The sequence below is a fragment of the Achromobacter sp. JD417 genome, from assembly GCF_041879325.1.
In the GTDB taxonomy this organism is placed as follows: domain Bacteria; phylum Pseudomonadota; class Gammaproteobacteria; order Burkholderiales; family Burkholderiaceae_B; genus Achromobacter; species Achromobacter mucicolens.
In genome coordinates, this window is sequence record NZ_CP087159.1 from 2340554 (window position 1) to 2365274 (window position 24721).

Below are 24721 nucleotides of genomic sequence, written 5' to 3' on the forward strand. Positions count from 1 at the left end.
GGCGGTGTCTGACACCCTGGTGAGTGGTCCTTCATCTGCCGCGGGCCTTCCCAGGGTGTCTGACACCTTCCCGCGCTCCGTCGCCGCTCCTATCGCCCGGATTTCCCCACGCTGAACGTCACCGTGTCGCCCGAGCGGCGGCCCAGGGTCGACAGCAGGCCGTCCAGCGCGGCGCGGTCGGCCTCATTTACCGATCGGGCGAACGTGGCTTCGCCCTGGAAGCTGATGCCTCGGGGGCCGTCGCCGCCCTGGCCCTTGACGTCAAGCAGGCCGCTTTCCGTGCTGAGGACCAGCATCGCGCCGGTTTTACCGCCCTGCACGCGCAGCAAATAAGTCCCCACCGGCGAGATGGGCGAGAGCGCAGTCGCGGCGTTTCGCCAGCGCACGTCCACGGCCGGGCCGGGGGGAAGCGGGGCGCCCAGGCGCAAGGGCTGCCAGTTGATCTCCAGCATGCCTTGCGGCGACAACGTATTCCAAGGCGCGCCGAGCGCAGGCAGAACCGTTGCGGGCACGCGCAGGGACGACGCGGGCAGCGCCAGACCGTTCCACCCCGGGCGCGCGCGCAACGCGCCTTGCAGCCAGGGATGCGAGATGTCGAGCGCCATCGTGTCCCAGCGCCATTGCCATTGCACCGGTTGCGGCAGCACGCGGCGCGCGCCTTGGGCGCCAAGGGCGATCCACGCGCTGCCGTGCCACAGCGTGCCGCTGGCGTCGGCCAACGTGACCGGCGCGTCGGCGGGCAAAAGCGCCAGCACCCATCGCGCAGGCAGTACGGCGGCACCCGCAGCTGCGGCGCACAACACGCCAGCCAGCCACAGGCCCGCCACGCGGCGTGAAGGAAGTTTCAGCGGCATCAGCGGCTCCCGACCGCCTGCGGCGGCCGCAGCACGACCTTGCCGTTGACCAGGCCCGGCAGCGGTCGACCGTTGGCGTTTGCGGCGCGCGTCAGGTCCACCTGCGAGATGGCCAGCCCCCAATCGCGCCCCGCGCCGTCCAGCCAGCGCATCAGCGCCGATGACGGCGCCTGCGCCAACGACAGCGTGACGCCGCCCGCGTCGGCATCGGCCAGCGTCCATTGCCCGGCGGGCAGGCCGGCGCGTTCCAGGCTGGCCGACAGTTCCTGCGTGCTGGGCATGGCCCCCGCGGGCACCGCGTCGCGCTGACGCAGGGCGGAGGCTTGCGCCGTCAGGTCGGCGACGGTGGCGGCCTGCGTGCGCAGGCCTGGCAGCTCGGCGTGCAGTTTGCGCACGGTGTTCAGGGCGGGCTCGATCAGCGTCACAAAGCAAATCGCCGCGCCCAGAAGCAACGCCGCGCCGGCGACGAGGCGGCGTTCGCGTGGGGCCAACGCCTGGTAGCGCGCTCGGGCGCGCGCCAGCGCCGGGTCCACGGGTTTGCGGGCGCCCTGCCACGCAGCTTGAAGTCGATGTAGCGGTGTCATGGTTGGCTGCGCACGATGCGCCAGGTGTTGTCGGTGTCGCCGCGTTCCAGCTTCAGCCCCAGGGCGGCGGCTTGTTGGATCAGCGCCGGCGTTTCGGCGACGCGTTGTGCTTGCGGGCCGGCGTCCGCCAGTTGCAGCGTGAGCGCCTGGTCGGCATACGTCAGGTGCGCGACCTTGTCGGCGGCAAAGGGCAGCGCCTGCGCGGCGGCGCGGGCCAGCGGCAGGAAGTCGCCGGCGCTGGCGGCGCCGCGGTTGGCTTGCAACGCGTCCAGCCCCTGCTGCGCCTGGCGCGCGGGGTCCAGCACGACGGGCACGTTCGGAAACGCCGCCAGCACCTGATCGTGCATGCCACGACGCAAGGTGTCCGCTTCGCCGCGCAGTTGCGCGGCATACAGGTTCAAACCCGCAATCCACACCACGGCCGCCAGCGCGCCCCATCGCCACACCGGCCGCCAGCGTGACACGCTGAGCGGCGCAAGATGCGGCATGGCCAGCGACCAGGCGGGCGAGGGCGCGTGCCAGCGCGGATCGGCAGGGTCGCGCAGCGGCGCATCGGTGGCTGGCGCCAGCGCTTGCGGGGCGATCAGCGCGCGCACGCGCAGGCCTTGCTCGCTCAGCAGGCTCCACGCGCGGCGCACCGGTTCGCGCGGGGACCAGGCCAGCGTAACGGACCCGTCAGCGGCGCGTGCGCCGTGACCGATGGCAAGGCCATCCAGGTCGCTCAGGACCAGCGGTTCCAGCGCGCCGCGCACGGCCGCCCCGAAATGCGCGCGCGCCACGGCGGGAATCTGCACCGTGGCCGAAATGACGTCGGCCGGGTGCAGAACCGCTTCGCACGCGGCCTGGGGCCAGGCGTGCCCAAGGGCGCGTAGCGCCAGCTCGCCTTGCCGCACGCAGCGGCCGCGCCGGTCGAACCAGGCGTAGGGCAGCGGCGAATCGGCGCCAAATTCCTCCAGCGCGGGCAGGGCGATGCGCAGGGTGTTCTTCAAGGTGTTTCTCTCGTCCAGAGGGTTTCGGGAGCGGCCGGCGGGGCGCTGCGCATCAACGCCTGCATGGAGACGCGCGCCCGTTCGTAGACCACGGTGCCGCTGGCCAGGAACCAGCTGCTATTGGTGGAGACGGCGGGCGCGGGCGTTTTCACGCCCGTGCCCGCCAGCCGGTTGGCGAAGTCGCCGGTGTTGTTGAACCAGTTGCCGCGGTCGCGCTCGCCCGCCAAGGCGCGGGCCTGCGCAAGCGACAGCCCCGGCACCAGCGCGGCGATCACCTCCGCGGGCGCGGTGTTGACGTTGACCTGGGTGGCCGACGGCAGCAGCGTCATCGTGCGCCGCAACGCGTTTCGCATGGGCGGTTCAAGGTCCAGCAGCGCCGCGACTTCGTCCACGCCGCGCGGCAACGGCGCACGCGCCAGCGGGCCCGGCTGCGCCGCGGTATTGGGCGCGTCCGCCGCCAGCGCGGGCGGCTGTGCGGCCGCAACGATGTCCACGATGCGCGCGGCCAGCGTGTCGGGCAGTTCCAGCGTGCCGAGCAGGCGCCGCAGAATCTCTTCCTGCTCGGGCTGCGCCACGCCATTGCGCGCAACGTTGTAAAGGTTGTACTTGCCCTGTTCGTCCTGGACCCCGCCCGAGAACACCGCCACGCGGTCGTCGCCGGGGCGCTCGATACGGGTGTCCAGCACTGGGGTCGCCCAAATCTGGTCGCCGCGGGTGGTGGGCTCGCGCCGGCCATGGTCGCGCACCACCAGCCGCGCCCAGTCGATGCCGCCCGCAAGCATCGCGCGCGCCTGCACGCGCGCCAGTTCGTTCTCCACGCGCCGCGTGCTGGCGGTCTGCCGCTGGAACAGGCTGGTGGTCAGCGCGGCCACGATCGCAACCACGATGAGCGCGCTGACGACCGCCGCGCCGCGTTGGCGGTTCCCGCCGCCTCTCCCATGACCGCTGCACGAGGCCTGTGCGTGAACAGCCCTGCGGCTCATGGCAGCTCCAGGATGCGCGAGTAGCGCCGCAGATCGCCCGGCACGCCACGATCAAAAACAATCTCCAGACCGCTGGGCGCCGCCGCGAACGCCGCGTTCGCGTCCACCCAGCCCACGCCCGGCACCCACGCGCGCAGTGCAAGATTGCGCACGCCCGGCAAAAGCAGCACGCCGTCAACGGCCGCCGGCAGCGGACTGCGCGGCCCGGATGGGCCACTCGTGCGCCACAGTCCGTCGTTGCGGACCTGCCATTGAACACGCTGCCACAGGCCGTTGCCATCGGGATCGGGACGCAGGACTTCCAGCGTCTGCCCGCCGGCGGCGCGCGGCAACAGCCGCAGGCCCGTCGTGAACGACACCGCGTCCAGACCCGGTGAATCGAACGCAGGGCCCGCGTACGACAGCTCCACATCGCGCGCCATCTGACCCAACGTGCGTACGATGGCGTCCGTGTCCTCGGCCTGCGCGGCGATAAGATCGCGCGCGCCTGACACGCTGGCCAGGCCGCGCCAGGCCATCAGGCTGACAAGCGCCATCAGCGCCAGGGCGACCAGCACCTCGATCAGCGTGAAGCCAGCCTGGGATTGCGGTGGGCGGCGCACGGTCATCGCAAGCTGGACAGCAGTCCGTCGAGCTGCAGCAGGATCGCGCCATTGCGCGAAGACGCGGCGTCGCGGACCTTCACCGACACCTGCCGAAAGCTGCGGTTCATCGAATTGGTAAAGACCAGTTCGCACTGCAGCGCCAGGCCGCCTTGCGGACACGGCACCGTCTGCGAGCCGGCGCGCGGCAGCGTCTGTTCCAGACGCAACTGCGCAAGCGCGTTCTGCGCCGCCAACAAAGCCAGGGTCTTGTCCTGTAGCGCGCGGTTGTTCGCGGCCATGACGCCCGTGGCGCGCAACGCCGCGCCCATCGCCACGGCGATGATCGCCAGCGCGACCAGCACTTCAATCAGCGTGAAACCGCGTTCGCGGTTGCGCGGACGCGGCAATGCCGCGCCATCAAGGGCGGCCTGGGCGAATTCGTCAGCGGATCTCATAGCGTCCCGCGGCATCGCGTTGCAGTATCACGCGCACGTCTGCCGCGCTCAACGTCAACGTCATGGGCGCGGCCACCCATTCCGTATTGAAGATCAGCGGCCGGTCCGGATCCAGCCGCCATTGCACCGGGCTGGCCGACCAGGCCTGCGGACGCAACACCTCGTCCGTGTCGAGACGGTCGGGAGGCACCGGGATGTCGTCTTGCGCGGTAGGGCCCGCCGCGCGGCCGTTGCGCTCGAACGACCACCCCTGGCCGTTTGCCAGCCAGCGGATCGGGCGCCCGTCGCTGCGCGCTTCGCTCTGCGCCACGGTGAACGCGTCCGCCAGCCGCTCGGCGTCAGCGCGAAGACGATTGTCGCCACGCCCGACCGACAGGCTCACCATGCTGGCCGCGATGGCCACGATCACCAGCACCACCAGGACTTCGACCAGCGTGAAACCGCGTTCAGAGTTCCCAGGAACCGATGTCGGCATCGCCGCTTTCTCCGCCGGGCTTGTTGTCGGCGCCGAACGAGAAGACATCGACGTCGCCTTTGACGCCGGGACTCAGATATTGGTAGGGGTGTCCCCACGGATCGTTGGGCAGCTTGTCCAGGTAGCCACGCCAGTTGGCAACGCCCTCCGGCTTCTGCGCCAGCGCCCGCAGGCCCTGCGCCGTGGTCGGATAACGGCCATTGTCCAGCCGGTACAGCTTGAGCGCCTGCATGATGCCCGCAATGTCCTGCCGGGCGGCCGCCTGACGCGCCTGATCCGGGCGATCGAGCACGCGCGGCACCACCAGCGCGGCCAGAATCCCCATGATCACAATCACCACCATGATCTCGATGAGGGTGAAGCCCTGCTGGCGGACAAGCCCGCGCGGTAACTGACGCACTTTGCAACTCCGGTCTTTCAGTAGAAGCCCGGGATTGTGGACATGAAATATGACAGTAATGCGCACGCCGGCAGGTCACCCGCCGCATTCACTTCAAGCGCGTGATTCCACCCGGCGCGTCCTGGGCAGCCGGCGCGGCCAGGCGGCTCGCGCGGCCAGACTGCTCGACCGTCACGGCGTCCGCCGCGATGTCGCGAAGCACGATGCCCGGCGCCACTTCAGCCCCCTCGCGCCAAGCCAGCGGCGGTCCGCCGTCCACGCTCAGCACGGCAGCACCATCGGGCCCAGCCGCGATCACCCCCAGCACCGTTATCTGCGTGCGCATGGCTTCGTCCTTGCCGAACCACAACGCGACCGGCGTATTGTCGGCCGCACGCGGCGCAGCGGCCGAAACCGCCGGGGGCAGGGGCCCGGGCTGTGGCGCAAGCAGAATAGACGCCCACACGCCAAGCCCCGCGGCAAAAACCAGCACGGCAAGGACACGCAGCAAGGCGGGCGCGGAGGGCAGGGGCAGGCGCAGGGACAAAGGCATGGGATTGAACGGCAGATGAAGCAACGCGGCCGACTATAGCGGCGTTTCATGACAGCAATGTTGGGTGTCTGACACCTGGCACCGTCGTCTTTCCCCAAAAGAAATCAATACGGGGTGTCTGACACCCATGGAAGTGAATGCCGGTCTGCCGCAATGTCTCATCGGGTGTCAGACACCCGGCACCATCATCTCCCCCCAAAAAAATCCCGACCCAAACCCCGCCACACGCGAAGCGTCATCGCCACGCCGCAAGACATCGCGTAAGTCCCCGGAGGCCGCCCGCGCGGCCGAACGGGGACGGGCACCGCAAGAAGCTCGTAGCCCGAAAAGTCCCACCCAAAAATGCCAAGCACACCAACCGCCCCAGCACCCGAAAAATTGCAATTGCAAGAGTCCGGTGCGGTGGCGGCCCGGGGTGCGCGGGGCGTCGATAAGCCCGAGGGAATCTGAAGGGAACCGAAGGCGGACGAAGATGACGAAGGGGCAGTCCGGAGCGAAGGCTCCGGACCGCAATCGTGGCCCCGCGCGCCCCGGGCCGTCGCCGTGCCGGACGTCTCAAGAACTCAACCCCAGGCAAGCCAAAACGCAAAAAGCGAACAAGCCGTCAGGCAGCTCGGGGAGAAGCTCACCGGCATGTCGTGTCGACTTTCCGAGTGCCAGACACCCGCCACTACAACAATCCGGGCCGCCGAAAATCCACCCCCTGCCTTGCCTCGCACGCAATCCCCCCGCCCGGAAGTCCGACGCGCATTGCCTCATCCGCAAAAGAATCCTGATTCAGCAATCAAGGTTTCTCGCCTTTGCTTCACGGGTCTTTCACGTTGGGTCGCCACCATGTCGGCCAGCGTAAGACCCCCTTCATGAAAAAGAGAAGAGAAGCAATGCAGACATTGAATTGGAGAAGATGGTGCGCCATGTTGCTGGCGACCAGCGTGTTGGCAGGCTGTGGCGGCGGCGACGATGACGACGACGTGCCCGTTGCCCCGCCTGAGCCGACCCAGCCGCCCGTGACAACGCCGGGCGAGGCGAACGCCAGCAAGGTGCTGTTTGTCGGCGTGGACGGCCTGACGTATGACGCGCTGCGGCGCGGCGTGGCGGACAACACGCTGCCCAACTTGAGCCAGCTGACCGTCACCCGCGCCTGGACCGGCGGCGTGACCGGCACCGTGACCCAACAGCCCACGCTCACCGCACCCGGCTGGGCCACCTTGCTTACCGGGCAATGGGCCGACGTCCACGGCGTGCGTTCCAACGCACAGAGCCAGGGCATGAAAGCCCCCAGCCTGTTCCAACGCATCAAGACCGCACAGCCTGAAGCGCGCACCGCCGGCGCCTTCAACTCGCCGCTCCTGGCCGGCCTTTTAAGCACCGACCGCGACGCCGGCTACGTCCAGACGCTAACCGACTGCGCAGGCCAGGACGACTGCGTCGCCTCTCAAGCCCGCGACCGCATCGCCGAAGGCTACGACCTCGTCGTCGCGCAATTCGGCGCGCCCGAACGCGCCGCCGCCGAAAACGGCTTCGGCACCACCTACGACGCCGTCATCCGCCAGACCGACGCCGCCCTGGGCGTGCTGGCCAAACAGCTGGCCGACCGCCGCGCCGCGCATCCCAACGAAAACTGGCTCATGGTCGTCGCCACAAGCCACGGCCTGGACAAGACCGGCGGCAGCGACGGCCTGCCGTTCTCTTCCAACAAGACCATCCTGCTCGCCGCCAATCAGCCCGCGCTGCTCGGCGGCAGCGCCGACGACGCCTCGTTCGACGGCGTATGGGACACCAACTGGTACGCGCTGCCCAGCGCGGCGGACGTGGCGCCCACCGTCCTGTCGCACCTGGATGCCTTGCCCGACGCCGCCGCCTACGACATGGCCGGCACCGCGCTCAGCGAGCCGCTGGCGCTGCGCCGCGTCGCCACCCGCACCTCCATGGACAACAAGAGCGTCACCGTCACCTGGGTCCGCGTTGGAGAACCCGCCGGCGACATCGTCGTCAGCCGCGACGGCAACGAAGTCGCGCGCCTGCCCGGCACCGCCACCGAATACGTCGACACCGGCTTCACCTTCACTGCCGAGGGCGTGCATGAAGTGGCCTACAGCGTCTCCACCGGCCACGCGGTCAGCGCCGCGCGCGCCACGGTCGTCTACGTCAAGCCCGTGCCCCTCTTGGCCTCGCTGCGCACCGGCCTGACCATGTTCTTCCCCTTCGAGGGCGACGTGGCCGACAAGGCCGCCGGCGGCGGCGCGATCACGCCCTTCGACGGCATCCAGGCGCCCGCCTATGCCGACCCCGGCGTGTACGGCAAGAGCTTCCGGAACGAGCGCGGCTCGGCGGCCCTGGGCGCATTCAAGCTGGACTATCCGGCGGGCCTCCTGGACAGCGTGCAGGCGTTCACCATCGGCTTCTGGTTCCAGTCCGACGGCACCGCCAATGACCGCTCGATCATCGGCAATAAAGACTACAACTCCGGCGGCAACCCCGGCATCACCATCGCCCAATGGGCAGGGCCCGAACTGCGCTTCAACATCGCCGGCGGCGGCAAGCGCGCGGACATCAACGGCGTGAAGTTCACGCCCAACAAGCCCGTCTACATCGCCATGACCATCGACAAGACGGCCCGCACCATGACCGCCTACCGCTACGACAGCGAACTGGGCTTTGTGCGCAGCGTGACCTCCACCGCCACGCCCGGCGTCAACTTGGCCCAGGTCGCCGGCATCTTCGGTCCGCACATCGGCCTGAACGAAGACGGTCGCGGCACCTACGGCATCTGCTGCGCCGGCACCAAGGGCCCATACACGATGATTTTCGACGACCTGGCGTTCTGGTCGCGGGCGTTGACCGAGGAAGAAGTGAAGTCCCTCGCCCTGTCCGGCAAGTCCGTCCACGAACTGTTTCCCTGATGTCCCAAGGATAAATACCCCATGAGCAAGTCCATGATTTTGCGCGGTTTCCTGCGCGCCGGCGCGGTGCTGATGCTGACCGCCACCCTGGCCGCCTGCGGTGGCGACGATGGCGGCGACGACGACGCCGCCACGCCCGGCAATCCGGGTACGCCCACCCAGCCCGAAACGCCCACCACGCCGCCGCCGGCCAAGCCCGAACTGCGTTGCGCGCCCTGAACCGCGCCTATTCCAGACACATAGGAAAATCCTCCGTGAAGTCCGATAAAGACACGATCCACGCCGGCAAGCGCCGGTTCCTGCGCAACGCCGCCGCCTCCACGGCGGGCCTGACCGCGCTGTCGATGTTCCCGCCCGCGATCCGCCGCGCGCTCGCCATTCCCGCCAATAACCGCACCGGCACCATCAACGACGTCGAGCACGTGGTCATCCTGATGCAGGAGAACCGCTCGTTCGACATGTACTTCGGCACGTTCAAGGGCGTGCGTGGGTTTGGCGACCGCATCACCATCCCGCTGCCGCAGGACCGCTCGGTCTGGGAACAGACCAACGGCACGCGCGTCGTCATGCCGTACCACCTGGACAGCACGCAGGGCAACGCCCAGCGCGTGGCCGGCACGCCCCACGACTACGTGGATGCGCAGATGGCCTGGGACGGCGGCCGCATGTATCAATGGCCCCGCTACAAGCAGAACCAGTCGATGGGCTACTACCGCCAGAAGGAAGTCGAGTTCCAGTTCGCGCTGGCCGATGCCTTCACCCTGTGCGACGCCTACCACTGTTCCACCCACGGCGGCACCAATACCAACCGCCTCTTTCACTGGACCGGCACCAACGATCCGCTGGCGCAGGGCAACGGCCCGTCGACCCGCAACCAATGGGACAGCCTGGGCGCCTCGAACATCGGCTGGACCTGGAAGACGTATCCGGAGCGCCTGCAGGAAAACGGTGTGACGTGGAAGGTCTACCAGAACCTGCCCGAGAACTTCGGCGACAACCCGCTGGCCGGCTTCCAGCAGTACCGCCGCGCCAACGAACTGGCGGGCAACGGCAGCAATGGCGCGCCTTACCCGGCCTGGACGCCCAGCATGGACGCGGCCAATCCGCTCTACAAGGGCACGGCCAACACGATGCCGGACGGCGGCTTCCTGCAGGCGCTGCGCGACGACGCGATGAACGGCACGCTGCCGCAGGTGTCATGGATCGTGGCGCCGGCAACTTATTCCGAACACCCCGGCCCCTCCAGTCCCGTGCAGGGCGCCTGGTACATCCAGGAGACGCTGGACGCGCTGACCGCCAATCCGGACGTCTGGAGCAAGACCGTCCTGCTCATCAACTTCGACGAGAACGACGGCTACTTCGACCACGTGCCGCCGCCCGCTGCGCCCTCGCTGAATACCGATGGCTCGATGGCCGGCGCCTCCACCGTCAACACCGACCTGGAGCGCCACACGCACGCGTCCGCCCAGGACGCCGCCGACAACCGCGTCTACGGCCCCGGCCCCCGCGTGCCGATGTACGTCGTGTCGCCCTGGAGCCGTGGCGGCTGGGTCAATTCCCAGGCCTTCGACCACACCTCCGTGCTGCAATTCCTGGAAGCCCGCTTCGGCGTGAAGGAAGAGAACATCAGCCCGTGGCGCCGCGCCGTGCTGGGCGACCTGACCTCGGCCTTCAACTTCGCCACGCCCAACGACGAAAAACTGCCCGACCTGAACATCCTGACCCGCAGCGGATCGGACCAGGAACGCGCCGCGCAGGAAGCGCTGACTGCCGTGCCGCTGCCCGATCCGTCCACGCAGGCCAAGGGTGTGCAAGAGCCCGGCGTGCGTTATTCCCGCGCCTTGCCGTACGAGCTGCACGCGAGCGGCCGCAGCCAGCCGGGCACCGGCAACATGTGGCTGGTGTTTTCAAACACCGGAAAGCAGGCCGCGGTGTTCCATGTGTATGACCGCCTGCATCTGGACCGCCTGCCGCGCCGCTACACCGTGGAACCGGGCAAGCAGCTCGAAGGCAGCTGGGACACGGCGGCCGACGGCGGCAAATATGACCTGTGGGTCCTGGGCCCCAACGGCTGGCACCGCCATTTCGCCGGCGACGTGGCGCATGACCGCACGGCGCAGCAGGATGCCGAGATCCGCGTCTGCTACGACATCGCCAATGGCGACGTCTACGTCAGCTTCATCAACGCCGGCAAGACACCGTGCACCTTTGAAGTCACGCCCAATGCGTATTACGCCAACCACGAGCGCTGGACCTTCACGGTCGCAGCCGGCGCGCAGGTCGAGCAGCATTGGGCGCTGGCGGGCAGCCACGCGTGGTACGACTTCACGGTGCGGCTGGCCGAGGATCCGTCGTGGCTGCGCCGCTTTGCCGGCCGCGTCTAAACCGGCAAGGCGTCCGTGACCGATCCGGCCATGGCGATGTAAACGTCACGCGGCGGTCTGCGGTTCGCGTGCGCGGAAGGCCTGCGCGCACGCCTCGCAGATCGCTGCCGTGATGCCCTGGCGGGCGTGTTCGCGGCGTTCCAGCATCCCGATGGAGCGCGACAGCGGCCCCAGGTCGTCGGGCAGGTGAAAGATCCGCAACTCCGGACTATGCTGCCAGTTCGCGCCGTTGATCAGCGGCAGCAGCGTCACGCCGACTTCCTGGCGCACCAGTTCCACCAGCGTCTCGATCGCGTTCAGTTCCAGGAAGTCATTGACCGGCACCGCCATCCGGCGCAGCAGCCGGTCGATCTGCAGCCCGGTGCGCTGGGTGCGGTCAAAGCGCAGGAACGGATTGCCCGCCAGCACCTCGCGGGCGTCCTTGCCGGCCGCCGAGCGCGGGGCGATCACCACCATCTGTTCTTCATAAAGTGCGGTCCAGCGCGTGCTGGCCATCTTGCGCCCGGCTTCCACCAGGAATGCCGCATCCAGCTCGCCATCCTCGACCTTGCCCGCCAGCTCGCTGGCCTTGCCCGACAGGATGCGCACGTCCAGCTTGGGATGGGCCTTTTTCAATCCCGAGATGACCTTCGATAGCGTCCCCATGCAGGACACGATGCTGCCCACCGACACGGACCCGGCCAATTCGCCGGGCGCGGTGTTCGGCCGCCGCAGTCTGTCGTATAAATCAAGCAAGTGCTTGATTTCAGGAAGCAATTCGCGCCCGGCCGCGTTCAGGATGGCCAGGCGCCCGCTGCGGTCGAAAAGCTCTCGCCCCAGCTCGGCTTCCAGCGAGCGCATCTGAAAGCTGACGGCCGCCTGCGTCAGGGCCACCTGTTCGGCCGCTTCCGAGAAGGAACCATGGTGCGCGACGGCCAGAAACGTGCGCATGAACCGGATCGTACTCATAAAAAATTCTTTTATGACGGAACAAAAAATCAAATTGATTTAATTAAAGCACGAGAGTAACTTCGCCCGCTTAACCTTATGAGACCCGCCACATGAAAACCTTCGACTGGGCCAACCCGTATCCTTCCGTCCGCATTCCGCTGTTTGCCCGCAACGTGGTTTCCACGTCGCACCCGCTGGCTGCCCAGGCGGGGCTGCGCATGCTGCTCAAGGGCGGCAACGCCGTTGACGCCGCCATCGCGGCCGCGGCCACGATCGTCCTGGTCGAACCGGTTTCCTGCGGCCTGGGTGGCGACTGCTTTGCCATCGTCTGGGACGGCAAGGAGCTGCACGGCCTGAACTCGTCGGGCGTCGCGCCCGCCGCCTGGAACACCGAATACTTCAAGCGCAAGTACGGCACCGACGCCAATGGCCTGGCCATCCAGCCCAAGCGCGGCTGGGACGCGGTCACGGTTCCCGGCGTGGTGGCCGGCTGGGCCGCGCTGCATGAAAAGCTGGGCAAGCTGCCGTTCGAACAACTGTTCGAACCCGCCATCGAGATCGCCGAACGCGGCTATGCCGTGCCGCCCGTCGTGGCGCACAAGTGGGCCGCCGCCGCCGAGGAACTGAAGTCGCAGCCCGGCTACGCCCAGGCCTTCCTGCCCGAAGGCCGCGCGCCCAAGGTCGGCGAGCACTTCCGCTTCCCCGACGCCGCCAACACGCTGCGCCGCATCGCCGAATCCAAGGGCCGCGACTTCTATGAAGGCGAACTGGCCGAGCGCATCGCCGCCTTCAGCAAGGAATGCGGCGGCGCGATGACGCTGGAAGACCTGCGCGGCTACCGTCCGGAATGGGTCAAGCCCATCTCCAAGTCCTATCGCGGCTACGAGTTGCACGAAATCCCGCCAAACGGGCAGGGCATTGCCGCGCTGATCGCGCTGGGTATCGTCGAACGCTTCGACATGGCCGACATCCCCGTGGATTCGGTGCAGTCGCAGCACATCCAGATCGAAGCCATGAAGCTGGCGTTCGCCGACCTCTACAAGTATGTCGCCGACCCCCGCGCCATGCAGGTCACGCCCGAGCAGATGCTGTCGGACGCTTACCTGGACAGCCGCGCCAAGCTGATCCGCCTGGACCAGGCCACCCACTTCGAGGCCGGCCGTCCGCACGCAGGCGGCACCATCTACCTGACCGCCGCCGACGAAAACGGCATGATGATCTCGTTCATCCAGTCCAACTACATGGGCTTCGGGTCGGGCGTGGTCGTGCCAGGCACGGGCATCAGCATGCAGAACCGCGGCGTGGGCTTCTCGATGGATCCCAAGTCGGCCAACGTGGTCGAAGGCGGTAAGCGCCCGTTCCACACCATCATCCCGGGTTTCCTCACGCGCGGCGGCAAGCCGGTCATGAGCTTTGGCGTCATGGGCGGCGACATGCAGCCCCAGGGCCACATGCAGACCGTTGTCCGCATGATCGACTACCACCAGAACCCGCAGGCCGCGTGCTGCGCCCCGCGCTGGAAGGTCAACCGCGACTTCACGCTCGACATCGAGACCAATATGAAGGCTTCTACGATTGCGGGACTGAAAGACCTGGGGCATGCTTTGAAATCCGTTGACGATCCGTACATGGATTTCGGCGCCGGCCAATTCATCTGGCGCATGTCCGAAAACGACAACGAACTGGGATACGTCGCCGCCAGCGACAGCCGTCGTGACGGCCAGGCGGTGGGCTTCTAAAGCGCTTCCTTAAACCGGCAAATGCAGCAACAAGGGGAATAAACACAATGAAACGCTTGACCATGACCTTCGGCGCCAGCCTGCTGGCGCTGGCCGCCGGCGCCGCCAGCGCCCAGAACATCCGCATCGGCCTGCAGGAAGATCCCGATGTCCTGGATCCGCACCGCGCCCGCACCTACGTGGGCCGCATCGTGTTCACGTCGCTGTGCGACAAGCTGGTGGACATCGATCCCAAACTGCACTTTGTGCCGCAACTGGCCACCTCGTGGTCGTTCAGCGACGACAACAAGGTGCTGACCTTCAAGCTGCGCGACGACGCGTCGTTCCACGACGGCACCAAGTTCGACGCGGCCGCGGCCAAGGCCAACCTGGAACGCGCCATGAGCCTGCCCGACAGCCTGCGCAAGGGCGAGCTCCGTTCGGTCGCCAAGGTCGACGCGCCGGACGCCACCACGCTGGTGCTCACCCTGAAGGAACCGGACGCGACGCTGCTCGCGCAGCTGTCCGACCGCGCCGGCATGATGCTGTCGCCCAAGACCTTCTCGGACGACGTCGCCGCCGTGGGCCGCAAGCCCATCTGCTCGGGTCCGTACAAGTTCGTCGAACGCATCCAGAACGACCGCATCGTTCTCGAAAAATTCGACCAGTACTACGGCGCCAAGGACTACGCGTTCAAGCGCCTGACGTTCCTGCCCATCCCGGACACCACCGTGCGCCTGTCCAACCTGCGCGCCGGCGACCTGGACATGCTGGAACGCCTGAATCCGTCCGACGCCCCGCAGGTCAAGACTGACGCCAGCCTGACGTTCGCGCCGGTCGCGGGCCTGGGCTTCCAGCAGTTCATGTTCAACGTGGGCAACGGCAAGCGCGCCGAGGACAACCCGTTCAAGAACAAGTTGGTGCGCCAGGCATTCCAGTACGCCATCGACCGCAACGCCATCAACGAAGTGGCCGGCGGCGGCATCTTTGAACCGGCCCAGCAGCCGTTCCCGCCCGCCAGCCCCTATCACAGCGACAAGTTCCCCGTCACCCAGCGCGACGTGGCCAAGTCCAAGAGCCTGCTCAAGCAGGCGGGCTTTGACCGCGTGAAGGCCGAGCTGGTGTTTGGCAACAACACCACCACCTCGTCCATCGCCGAGATCGTCCAGGCGATGGCCGCCGAGGCGGGCTTTGACCTGTCGCTGCGCCCGACCGAATACGCGGCGCTGCAAAAGGAAGCCTCGGGCGGCAACTTCCAGGTCGTGATGCTGGGCTGGTCCGGCCGGGTCGATCCCGACGGCAACATCCACGCCTTCGTCACCTGCAAGGGCGCGCTGAACGACGGCCACTACTGCAACCCTGAAGTCGACAAGCTGCTCAACCAAGCCCGCACCGTGCCGGACGAGGCCAAGCGCAAGGCCATCTACGACCAGGCGCAGACCATCATCCAGGACGAACTGCCCGGCGTGTACAACTACTACCAGCCGTGGCCCTTCGTCATGAGCAAGAAGGTCCAGGGTTTCACTCCCTACCCGGACGGTATGATCCGGCTCAAGGGCGTGACGTTCGCGCAGAAGTAATGTTGGGGCGGCAATCGACCGCCGCACCCGCCGGACGCGCCTTGCGCGTCCGGTTGTCGTTTGCGGCGGACGCGCATCGTCCCTTGTCCGGCCGGCGCCGTCCGTCGTTCCTGTCTTACGGTTTTCCTCATGCTTAAACTCATCTTGCGCCGCGTGATCGTCGCGATCCCGACACTGATATTGGTGTCGATGATCGTGTTCATGCTGCAGAAAATCCTGCCCGGCGATCCGGTGCTGACCCTGGCCGGCGAAGAGCGCGACCCGGCCGTGCTGGACTACCTGCGCGACAAATACCGCCTGAACGACCCGTTGCCGATGCAGTACGCGGCCTGGGCCGGGCAGGTGCTGCAAGGCGACCTGGGCAAGTCCCTGCGCACCGACGTGCCCGTCACGACGCTGATCGCGCAAAAGCTGCCCGTCACCCTGCAACTGGCCGCCATGGCGATGTTCTTTGCGCTTTTGGTGGGCATTCCCATGGGCATCATCGCCGCGGTGCGCAAGGGCAAGCCCGTCGAGATGGGCGCCAACATCGCGGCGCTATCCGGCATGTCCATTCCCAATTTCTGGCTGGGCATCATCCTCATCATGGTGGTGTCGGTGCAGTGGAAGCTGTTGCCGGCCTCGGGCTACGTGTCGCCGTCCGAGGACTTCTGGCTGTCCATCAAGACCATGCTGATGCCGTCGCTGGTGCTGTCCACCGCGATTGCCGCATACCTGATGCGCCACACCCGGTCGTCCATGCTGGAGGCGCTGTCCGCGGATTACGTGCGCACCGCGCGCGCCAAGGGCGTGTCGCCGCGCAGCGTGGTGCTGCGCCACGCGCTGCGCAATGCGCTCATGCCGATCGTCACGCTGGTCACGCTGCTGTTTGGTGAACTGCTGGCCGGTGCCGTGCTGACCGAACAGGTCTTCACAATCCCGGGCTTCGGCAAGCTGGTGGTCGACGCGGTGTTCACCCGCGACTACGCGGTGGTGCAGGGCGTGGTGCTCTGCGTGGCGGTGGGCTTCATCCTGATGAACCTGCTGGCCGACATCCTGTACATCCTGGTCAATCCCCGCCTGAGGCACTCATGAGCGCAATTCCTGCAACGGCCGCAGCCGTCACGCCGCCCCGCAGCCGCAATCGCGCGTGGGCCAAGTTCAAACGCAACCGCATCGCGATGCTCGGCCTGGGCATCGTGCTGTTCTTCGTGCTGGTAGCCATCCTGGCCCCGTTCATCGTCAGCCAGGATCCCTTGCAAACCAGCTTCACCACAATCCGCAAGGCGCCGTCGGCGGCGCATTGGCTGGGCACGGACGAGCTGGGCCGGGATATTTACAGCCGCATGGTCTACGGCGCGCGCGCCTCGCTGATGGCGGGCCTGGTGTCGGTGTTGATCGCGCTGGTCGTGGGCGTGCCCTTTGGCCTGGCCGCGGGCTACTTCGGCGGCTGGACGGACAGCGTCATCTCGCGCGCCACCGAGGCGCTCTTGGCCATTCCCTTCCTGATCCTGGCGATTGCGCTGGCCGCCTTCCTGGGGCCCAGCCTGACGAACGCAATGATCGCCATCGGTGTATCGGCGGCGCCCAAGTTCATCCGGTTGACCCGAGGGCAGGTGCTGGCGGTCAAGAACGAGGACTACGTGCAGAGCGCCCGCGCGCTGGGTGCTTCCGACCTGCGCATCATCGGCCGGCACGTGTTTCCCAACGTCATGCCGCCGCTGATCGTGCAGGCCACGATCACCATCGCCACGGCCATCATCGCCGAGGCCAGCCTGTCCTTCCTGGGCCTGGGCCTGCAGCCGCCGACGCCGTCGTGGGGCTCGATGCTGAACACGGCCAAGAACTTCATGACCCAGGCGCCCTGGATGTCGATCTTCCCCGGATCGGCCATTTTCCTGGTGGTGCTGGGCTTCAATCTGCTGGGTGACGGGCTGCGCGACGCGCTCGATCCGCGTCAGGAAAAGTAATCGATATGGCAACCATGGATTCCAACCGCGTCGTCCAGGTCAATGACCTGACGGTGCGGTTCAAAACGCCCGAACGCACCGTGGAAGCGGTGCGCAATGTTTCCTTTCACGTGAACCGCGGCGAGACGCTGGCCATCGTGGGCGAGTCGGGGTCCGGCAAGTCCGTGACCTCGCTGGCGCTGATGCGTCTGGTCGAGTACGGCGGAGGACATATCGCCAACGGCGGGATGCTGCTGCGCCGGCGCAGCGGCGACGTGCTGGATCTGGTCAATGCGCCCGATTCCACGCTGCAACGCGTGCGCGGCGCGGATGTCGCCATGATCTTCCAGGAGCCGATGACCTCGCTGAACCCCAGCTTCACGGCCGGCAACCAGATCGCCGAGGCCCTGCAGCTGCATCAGGGGCTTGACGCCGCGGCCGCCCGCGCCGAGACGCTGCGCATGCTGGAGCGCGTGCGCATTCCCGAGGCGCGCGCCATCCTGGACCGCTATCCGCACCAGCTGTCGGGCGGCATGCGCCAGCGCGTGATGATCGCAATGGCGCTGTCGTGCAAGCCGCAACTCTTGATCGCCGACGAGCCGACGACCGCGCTGGATGTCACGATCCAGGCGCAGATCCTGCAACTCATTCGCCAGCTCCAGGAAGAGATGGACATGGGCGTGATCTTCATCACGCACGACATGGGGGTAGTGGCGGAAGTGGCCGACCGCGTGCTGGTGATGTACCGGGGCGACAAGGTCGAAGAGGGCGGTTCGGACGAGATCTTTGCGCGTCCGCAGCATGCCTACACGCGGGCGCTGCTGTCGGCGGTGCCGCGCCTGGGCGCGATGCAGGGCACGGACGAGCCGGCGCCGTTTCCGCTGTTGAAGGTGGACGAGGCCGCGCGCGTGCCGGATCCGGCCAAGCTGGTGGATACGCCGGTGGCCGCGCCCTCGACGGTGCGGCGCGAGAACGGGCCGGTGCTGAAGGTGCGGGATCTGACGACCAGCTTTGACATTACCGGTGGCATCCTGGGCCGGGTGCAAAAGCGCGTGCATGCGGTCGAGAAGGTCAGCTTTGACCTGTACCCGGGCGAGACGCTGTCGCTGGTGGGCGAGTCGGGGTGCGGCAAGACGACGACGGGCCGTTCATTGCTGCAATTGGTGAAGAGCAAGAGCGGGTCGATTGAATTCGACGGCAAGAATATCGGGGCGTTGCGCGGCAGCGCAATGCAGACGCTGCGCCAGCACATCCAGTTCATTTTCCAGGACCCGTTCGCGTCGCTGGATCCGCGGATGACGGTGGGCTATTCGATCATGGAACCGCTCTTGATCCACAAGGTGGCGCGTGGCAAAGCGGCGCAGGATCGGGTGCGGTGGCTGATGGACAAGTGCGGGTTGCTGCCTGAAATGATCGACCGCTATCCGCATGAGTTTTCAGGCGGGCAGCGTCAGCGGATCTGCATCGCGCGGGCGCTGGCGCTCAATCCCAAGGTGGTGATCGCGGATGAGTCGGTGTCGGCGCTTGACGTGTCGATTCAGGCGCAGATCGTGAATCTGCTGCTGGATCTGCAGCGAGAACTGGGCGTGTCGTTTTTGTTTATCTCGCACGATATGGCGGTGGTGGAGCGGGTGAGCCACCGGGTGGCCGTGATGTATCTGGGGCAGATCGTGGAGATCGGGCCTCGGCGGGCGATCTTCGAAAATCCGCAGCATCCTTATACGAAGAAGCTGATGGCGGCGGTGCCGATCGCGGATCCGCAGCGGCGGCATCGGGAGCGGTCCCTGCTGGTGGATGAGATTCCCAGCCCGATGCGTCGGGTGGGGGATGAGCCGCTGGTGGAGCCGCTGGTTGCCGTGGGTGAGGGGCATTTTGTGGCGCGGCATGCCATTGGGGTTTATTGAGGCGGTGTGGGCTGGTTTGCTTGGTTGCCTCTGGCTTTGCTTTTTGTTTGCTGTATTTGCTGTATTTGCTGTATTTGCTGTATTGGCTGTATTGGCTGTATTGGCTGGCGGTGCTGTCGATGCTGGCGGTGCTGGCGTCGGGCGGGGTTCTTGAGCCGCGGCCGGCGCCGGCCCGGGTGCAAGCGCGGGGCCACGATTGCGGTCCGGAGCCTTCGCTCCGGACTTGCCTAGGCGGCCCCCCCCTGCGTCATCCTCGTTGGCGCCCTTCGGCGCCTGCCTTCGGATTCCCTTGGGCGCATCGACGCCCCGCGCTCGCACCCGGCCCGTCACCAGCCGCTCTGTCAGTTGCTGGCGCGGGGTGGCGGGGCGATTTGGGTTCTTGCGTTTTTGCCGCGGGTGGGGTGGGGCGGAAGATCTTGCGGGGCCGCCAAAATCGGCCGCGCGGGCGGCCTTCTTTGGCGTTTGGGTGTCTTGCGTCGTGGTGATGACGCTGCGCGCTGGTGACGCGGTATTTGGTCGCCGTCGGGTGTCTGACATCCTTACGAGATGCGCGCCGTCAGGTGTCTGACACCCTTACGAAATGCGCGTGGTAGTGCAGTCGACCTTCCCGGGTGTCTGACACCCATCGGAGCGCGGGTGTTCTCCTCCGTCAGGTGTCTGACACCCTTACGAGATGCGCGTGATAGTGTGGCCGGCCTTCCCGGGTGTCTGACACCCATCCAAGCGCGGGTGTTCAAACAACCCGCCATTCATCAGCGCTTTTCCAGCGCCAACCTCAATCCAAATGCAATAAACACCGCCCCGGTCACACGGTCCAGGCCGCGGGTGACTGCGGGCCGGGAAAGCCAGCGGGCCAGGGGGCGGGTGGCGGCTACCAGCAGGACGAACCAGAGCATGCCGACGATCGCGTGGACCGTGGCTAGCAGCAGGCTGAAGCGAAGGACGTCGGCGCCGGCGGGGATGAACTGGGGCAGGAAGGTGATGTAGAAGACGCCGACCTTGGGGTTCAGGGCGTTGGTGAGGCAGCCGCGGACGAACCAGGCGGTGGCGGTGCTGCCGGGGCGCGTGGCGGCGGCGATTCTGGAGGCGGGGGGCGCCGTACCGTTGCCGGTGGCGGTGGCGGTGGCGGTGGCGGTGGCGGTGCCTGTGCCTGTGCCAGTGCCTGCGCCTGCGCCTGCGCCTGCGCCTGTGCCAATGCCAATGCCAGCCTCCGCGCCCGTACCACTGATCTGCCTGGCGGCCTGGCCTGAGTTCTTGCGCACGGCGCGGGTGCTCCACAGCAGCTTGATGCCTAGATAGAACAGGTAGATGGCGGCGCAGATGCGCAGAGTGTCGTAGGCGAGCGTGGACACGGCCAGCAGCGATCCAAGTCCGAAGGCCGCAATCGCGCCCCATAGCAGGCAGCCTGCGCTGATGCCCAGGCCGGCCATGAGGGCGCGGCGGCTGCCTTCGACGGCGGCGGTGCGCAGCACCAGGGCGTTATCCAGGCCGGGGGTGATGGTCAGGATGGCGGCGGCCAGGGTGAAGGCGAGGAGGGCGGCTGTGGCTGTCATGGCGCGGGAATGTTGAGTGGCGCTGCCGGCAGGGTTGGCGCGGCGCAGGCCCGGCAAGTGTAACGTCGGGTCTAGCCGTTGGGCTTGATCCTTGAGTCTTGACCCCTGAGCCTTGACCCCTGAGCCTTGACCCCTGAGCCGTGGCCTGTGGCGCTTGGCACGCAGCTTAGGGTGGCTGCAATGCCTGCCGGCATGGGCGATTCACGAATGCCGAGGCGCGTGGCGCCCCGCAGCGGGCGGTTATCATGGCGGCCTTCCCGCAATTCGCTTTTGAACGGACCTACGCCATGGCCCTGCGCGCCACCATCTACAAGGCCGACCTGAACGTCGCCGATACCGATCGCCATTATTACGGCAGTCACGGGCTTACCGTGGCGCGTCATCCCTCGGAAACGGACGAGCGGATGATGGTGCGGCTGGCGGCGTTTGCGTTGCATGCGCAGGAGGAGCTGTCGTTCACGAAGGGGCTGAGCGATACCGATGAGCCGGACCTGTGGGTGAAGGACCTGACGGGCGAGATCAAGCTGTGGATCGAAGTGGGCCAGCCCGAAGAGCGCCGCATCCTGCGCGCCTGTGGCCGGGCCGACGAGGTGATCGTGTACTGCTATGGCGGTTCGGCCAGCAAGATCTGGTGGGACGGCGTGCGCAACAAGCTGGAACGCACGCGCAACCTGAAGGTGATCAACCTGCCGGCCGAGCAGAGCCGGGCGCTGGGCCAATTGGCCGAACGCACGATGCAGCTGAACGCCAATATCTCGGACGGCGTGGTGTATTTTTCGGCGGCCAAGGGCGAAGTCACCCTCGAACCCGAGGCGTGGCGCTGAAATAGGGGACGGGGCTTGCGCTTCGGAACAGGGCGGGCTTAATATGACGATAATCATATTTCTGGCGTCCCGGTCATGTCTGCCTCCCGCAAGGAACAATCCCACGAACGCATCGTCGATGCGGCGGCGCGCGCGATCCGCCGCGCCGGGTATTCCGGGGTAGGCGTCGCGGACGTCATGAAGGAAGCTGGCCTGACGCACGGCGGCTTCTACGCGCATTTCCCTTCGCGCGACGCGTTGCTGGCGGCGGCGATGGAGCGTGCCGGCCAGGACGGCGCGGCGCGCCTGTCCCAGAACATGGCGCGCCGCCGCGCCGAAGGCGCCAGCCCGTTGCGCGCCTGGGTCGAAGCCTACCTTAGCGACGCGCATCTGGCCGGCTGCGAGCGGGGTTGCCCCGTGGCGGCGTTGGCCTCGGAAATTCCCCGCCAGTCGGACGATGTGCGCGAGGTGGCGGCCAGCCGGGTGCAGCGGCTGATGGAAGCCGTGCAGCAGGTGCTGCCCGCCCAGGCGGGCGAACACGCGGCCGCGGCCGTGCTCAGCACCCTGGTCGGCGCGTTGCAGCTGGCGCGGGCGTTGGGCGACAACCCGCGCGGACGCGCGGTGCTGGCCTCGGCCCGACAGGCGGTGCTGGACCAGTACGACCACGAGGCTGCCGCAACGTCTCACTGATTCGATTTTCTCCGGCCGCGCTGCGCGGCCGTTTTGCTGCCTTTAAATATGATGATCATCATATTCTGATTCACCGAAGTCCCTACCTTCACATCGATTCATCCTCAGGAATGCGCATCATGGAACTGAAAAACGCCGTTGTTTTCATCACGGGCGCCAATCGCGGCCTCGGTCTGACTTTTGCCCGCGAGGCGCTGGCCCGCGGCGCCCGCAAGGTCTACGCCGCCGCGCGCGATCCGTCTGCCATCACGCTGGAGGGCGTCGTGCCCGTCAAGCTGGACGTGACGCGCGCCGAAGATGTGGCCGCCGCCGCCGAACTGGCGGGCGACGTGACGCTGGTCATCAACAATGCAGGCATTGCGGACTTCGGCGGGTTTCTGGCGCCGGGCAGTGTGGAGTCGGCGCAGCGCCATCTGGACGTCAACCTGCTCGGGCCGCTGCGCGTGTCGCAGGCCTTCGCGCCGGTGCTGGCCGCCAACGGCGGCGGGGCGATCCTGAATGTCCTGTCGATCGCCAGCTGGCTCAACAGGCCGATGCTGGGCGTGTACGCGATGAGCAAATCCGCCGCTTGGGCGCTGACGAACGGGCTGCGCCAGGAGCTGCAGGCGCAGAACACGCAGGTGCTGGGCCTGCACATGGGCTTCGTGGACACCGATCTGACCAAAGACATCGATGCGCCCAAGTCCTCGCCGCAGGCCATCGTGGCCCAGGCGCTGGACGCGCTGGAGGCGGGCGAGCGCGAAGTGCTGGCCGACGAGCTGACGCGCCAGGTCAAGCAGGGTCTGACCGCCAGCCCGGCCGTCTATCTGTAAGCGGGGACCGGACAGCCATGCGTATCTCCACAACTTCCGCCGAGTCCGCGGCCGGCCTGGGCGCCAATGACCCGGCCTACGGCACGGCGGATACCGCCGGCGACAAGGCTGCGGTGGTCAGCCTGACCGCAACCGGCGTCGCCTCGTCGCAGCCCGCCGCGCCACAAGCCTCGCCCTGGCCCGTCTTCTGGATCGCCAGCATTGCGGTCTTCCTGGTGTCGCTGGACAGCACGATGCTGTATGCGGCGTTCGGCGCGCTGCGCGAAGGATTTCCGACGGCTTCGGCCGCGGACATGTCCTGGGTGCTGAACGCCTATACGGTGGTCTTTGCGGCCATGCTGATCCCCTCGGGCGGACTGGCCGACACGCATGGCCGCAAGCGCATGTTCATGGGCGGGGTGCTGCTGTTTCTGGCGGCGTCCGCGGCCTGTGGGCTGGCCGCCACGGAACAGTGGCTCATCGCCGCGCGCGTGCTGCAGGCGGTCGGTGCGGCGCTTTTGACGCCGGCGTCGCTGTCGATCGTGCTGGCGGCCTTTCCGGCGTCGCAGCGGTCCGTGGCGGTGAGCCTGTGGGGCGCGGTGGGCGGACTGGCGGCGGCCGTCGGGCCGAGCCTGGGCGCTTTTGTGGTGGATGTGGCCGGCTGGCCCTGGGCGTTCTACATCAACCTGCCGTTGGGCGCGGTGTCGTTGTGGTTCGGCGCGGGCCTGCTCAAGGAGTCGGTCAAGCCCGACGCACGCCGGCGCGTGGATGGGCTGGGCATGGCGTTGCTGATGGTGGGGGTGGGGGCGGTGGCGCTGGCCATCGTGCAGTCGGAGTCGCCAACGTGGCAGCGCGGCGAACTGGCGGTTGCGGCCGCCGTGGGCGTGATGGCGCTGATCGCGTTCGTGGTCTGGGCGCGCGTGACGCCGCACCCGCTTGTCGATCTGGCGCTCTTCAAGCACCGGACGTATCGCTACGTGAATCTGGCGACGCTCAGCTTTGGCATTGCCTTTGCCATGATGTTCTTTGCGTTCTTCTTCTACATGACGGGCGTGTGGCACTACAGCCTGCCGCGCGCGGGGCTGGCGGTCACGCCCGGTCCGCTGCTGGTGATGCCGACGGCGATCATCACCGGCCGGCTGGCGGCGCGGATGGGGCATCGGCCCTTCCTCGTGGGCGGCGCGCTGGTGTATGCCGCCAGCGGCTTGTGGTTCCTGTTGGTGCCGGGCGCGGAACCGGCCTATTTGCGCGAATGGTTGCCCGGGCTGCTGCTGAGCGGCATCGGGGTGGGCATGGTCCTGCCGTCGCTGTCGGGCGCGGCGGTGAACCGGCTGCCGGCCCAGCACTACGCGGTGGGCAGCGCGGTCAACCAGGCGACGCGCCAGATCGGCGGCGTGCTGGGTGTGGCGGTCACCGTGGTGCTGCTGGGGCATGGCGCCGCCAGCCACGCGGATTTCTCGCCCATCTATCTGACGCATGTGGGTCTGGCCCTGCTGACCGCCTTGCTCTGCCTGCCGGTGGACACCCGGCCGAAAGCGGCCTGAGCGGGAGGGCGCAAGGGCGGGGGAACCCCCGCCGCAGTACGGAAAACGGGGACGCAATCTGCCTGATCAACCCGCCGAAATGATGCATTTTTGGTGCGGAACGTGACAGAATGTCAGCCACCACGCGCTGGCCGGCT

Annotated in this window: 23 protein-coding genes; 12 read left to right on the top strand and 11 right to left on the bottom strand. The window is 67.3% G+C overall.

What is annotated here, in order from left to right:
- Positions 1–89: 89 nt before the first annotated feature.
- The 9 genes from gspN to LN047_RS10770 form a co-directional block, all read right to left on the bottom strand.
- Positions 90–854, bottom strand: a complete 765-nt coding sequence (gspN, locus tag LN047_RS10730) for a type II secretion system protein N (protein ID WP_373981728.1) — start codon at positions 852–854, stop codon at positions 90–92.
- Positions 854–1438: a type II secretion system protein GspM gene (gene gspM / locus LN047_RS10735; protein ID WP_373981729.1), complete on the bottom strand. Its 585-nt coding sequence runs from the start codon at positions 1436–1438 to the stop codon at positions 854–856. Before gspM ends, gspN begins: the two co-directional genes overlap by 1 nt.
- Positions 1435–2427: a type II secretion system protein GspL gene (gene gspL, locus LN047_RS10740; RefSeq protein ID WP_373981730.1), complete on the bottom strand. Its 993-nt coding sequence runs from the start codon at positions 2425–2427 to the stop codon at positions 1435–1437. The genes gspM and gspL overlap by 4 nt, the downstream gene beginning before the upstream one ends.
- Entirely contained in the window at positions 2424–3410 is a 987-nt protein-coding gene (gene gspK / locus LN047_RS10745) for a type II secretion system minor pseudopilin GspK (protein WP_373981731.1), read from the bottom strand. The genes gspL and gspK overlap by 4 nt, the downstream gene beginning before the upstream one ends.
- On the bottom strand, positions 3407–4018 hold the full coding sequence (locus LN047_RS10750) for a prepilin-type N-terminal cleavage/methylation domain-containing protein (RefSeq protein WP_180100052.1): 612 nt from the start codon (positions 4016–4018) through the stop codon (positions 3407–3409). Before LN047_RS10750 ends, gspK begins: the two co-directional genes overlap by 4 nt.
- Positions 4015–4449 carry a type II secretion system minor pseudopilin GspI gene (gspI, locus tag LN047_RS10755; RefSeq protein ID WP_373981732.1) on the bottom strand — a complete coding sequence of 145 codons (435 nt, stop codon included), beginning with the start codon at positions 4447–4449 and terminating at the stop codon, positions 4015–4017. Before gspI ends, LN047_RS10750 begins: the two co-directional genes overlap by 4 nt.
- The gene (gene gspH / locus LN047_RS10760; RefSeq protein WP_373981733.1) at positions 4436–4924 is read right to left on the bottom strand and encodes a type II secretion system minor pseudopilin GspH; all 489 of its coding nucleotides are present in this window, start codon (positions 4922–4924) and stop codon (positions 4436–4438) included. Before gspH ends, gspI begins: the two co-directional genes overlap by 14 nt.
- Positions 4896–5324: a type II secretion system major pseudopilin GspG gene (gspG, locus tag LN047_RS10765; RefSeq protein ID WP_373981734.1), complete on the bottom strand. Its 429-nt coding sequence runs from the start codon at positions 5322–5324 to the stop codon at positions 4896–4898. The genes gspH and gspG overlap by 29 nt, the downstream gene beginning before the upstream one ends.
- 88 nt (positions 5325–5412) lie before the next feature.
- On the bottom strand, positions 5413–5856 hold the full coding sequence (locus LN047_RS10770) for a hypothetical protein (RefSeq protein ID WP_373981735.1): 444 nt from the start codon (positions 5854–5856) through the stop codon (positions 5413–5415).
- Positions 5857–6770: 914 nt separating this feature from the next.
- Between LN047_RS10770 and LN047_RS10775 the strand changes: the two genes are divergently transcribed.
- Genes LN047_RS10775 through LN047_RS10785 form a run of 3 tightly spaced genes read left to right on the top strand, consistent with a single transcriptional unit; the run spans position 6771 to position 11143 of the window.
- Positions 6771–8759 (top strand): alkaline phosphatase family protein, encoded by a 1989-nt coding sequence (locus tag LN047_RS10775; RefSeq protein WP_373981736.1) that lies wholly within the window; start codon positions 6771–6773, stop codon positions 8757–8759.
- A gap of 21 nt (positions 8760–8780) precedes the next feature.
- A complete protein-coding gene (locus LN047_RS10780; RefSeq protein ID WP_174245375.1) occupies positions 8781–8978 on the top strand; it encodes a hypothetical protein in 198 nt (65 codons plus the stop codon).
- Positions 8979–9013: 35 nt separating this feature from the next.
- The gene (locus tag LN047_RS10785) at positions 9014–11143 is read left to right on the top strand and encodes a phosphocholine-specific phospholipase C (RefSeq protein ID WP_373981737.1); all 2130 of its coding nucleotides are present in this window, start codon (positions 9014–9016) and stop codon (positions 11141–11143) included.
- 45 nt (positions 11144–11188) lie between these two features.
- Here the strand turns inward: LN047_RS10785 and LN047_RS10790 are convergent, their stop codons facing one another.
- On the bottom strand, positions 11189–12091 hold the full coding sequence (locus tag LN047_RS10790; RefSeq protein ID WP_062840868.1) for a LysR family transcriptional regulator: 903 nt from the start codon (positions 12089–12091) through the stop codon (positions 11189–11191).
- Positions 12092–12183: 92 nt separating this feature from the next.
- Here LN047_RS10790 and ggt point away from each other — a divergent pair, with 92 nt between their 5' ends.
- The 5 genes from ggt to LN047_RS10815 all read left to right on the top strand — a co-directional run bounded on the left by ggt (position 12184) and on the right by LN047_RS10815 (position 19203).
- The gene (gene ggt / locus LN047_RS10795; protein WP_056316430.1) at positions 12184–13812 is read left to right on the top strand and encodes a gamma-glutamyltransferase; all 1629 of its coding nucleotides are present in this window, start codon (positions 12184–12186) and stop codon (positions 13810–13812) included.
- Between the two features lie 47 nt (positions 13813–13859).
- Positions 13860–15371: an ABC transporter substrate-binding protein gene (locus tag LN047_RS10800; protein WP_373981738.1), complete on the top strand. Its 1512-nt coding sequence runs from the start codon at positions 13860–13862 to the stop codon at positions 15369–15371.
- A gap of 129 nt (positions 15372–15500) precedes the next feature.
- Positions 15501–16445 carry an ABC transporter permease gene (locus LN047_RS10805; protein WP_056316436.1) on the top strand — a complete coding sequence of 315 codons (945 nt, stop codon included), beginning with the start codon at positions 15501–15503 and terminating at the stop codon, positions 16443–16445.
- Positions 16442–17320: an ABC transporter permease gene (locus tag LN047_RS10810; RefSeq protein WP_056316437.1), complete on the top strand. Its 879-nt coding sequence runs from the start codon at positions 16442–16444 to the stop codon at positions 17318–17320. The genes LN047_RS10805 and LN047_RS10810 overlap by 4 nt, the downstream gene beginning before the upstream one ends.
- Positions 17321–17334: 14 nt before the next feature.
- Positions 17335–19203, top strand: coding sequence for a dipeptide ABC transporter ATP-binding protein (locus LN047_RS10815; RefSeq protein ID WP_152385475.1), 1869 nt, complete (start codon positions 17335–17337; stop codon positions 19201–19203).
- 752 nt (positions 19204–19955) lie between these two features.
- Here LN047_RS10815 and LN047_RS10820 read toward each other — a convergent pair.
- Entirely contained in the window at positions 19956–20756 is an 801-nt protein-coding gene (locus LN047_RS10820) for a LysE family translocator (protein ID WP_373981739.1), read from the bottom strand.
- Positions 20757–21043: 287 nt separating this feature from the next.
- On the opposite strand from LN047_RS10820, the gene LN047_RS10825 reads away from it, so the two are divergent.
- The 4 genes from LN047_RS10825 to LN047_RS10840 all read left to right on the top strand — a co-directional run bounded on the left by LN047_RS10825 (position 21044) and on the right by LN047_RS10840 (position 24584).
- The gene (locus LN047_RS10825) at positions 21044–21580 is read left to right on the top strand and encodes a YaeQ family protein (RefSeq protein WP_063952521.1); all 537 of its coding nucleotides are present in this window, start codon (positions 21044–21046) and stop codon (positions 21578–21580) included.
- A gap of 75 nt (positions 21581–21655) precedes the next feature.
- Positions 21656–22249 carry a TetR/AcrR family transcriptional regulator gene (locus tag LN047_RS10830; protein ID WP_056316442.1) on the top strand — a complete coding sequence of 198 codons (594 nt, stop codon included), beginning with the start codon at positions 21656–21658 and terminating at the stop codon, positions 22247–22249.
- A 119-nt stretch (positions 22250–22368) separates the two neighbouring features.
- Positions 22369–23061, top strand: coding sequence for an SDR family oxidoreductase (locus LN047_RS10835; RefSeq protein ID WP_373981740.1), 693 nt, complete (start codon positions 22369–22371; stop codon positions 23059–23061).
- Between the two features lie 17 nt (positions 23062–23078).
- Complete coding sequence (locus LN047_RS10840) at positions 23079–24584, top strand: MFS transporter (protein ID WP_373981741.1); 1506 nt, start codon at positions 23079–23081, stop codon at positions 24582–24584.
- The last annotated feature ends 137 nt before the right edge of the window (positions 24585–24721 follow it).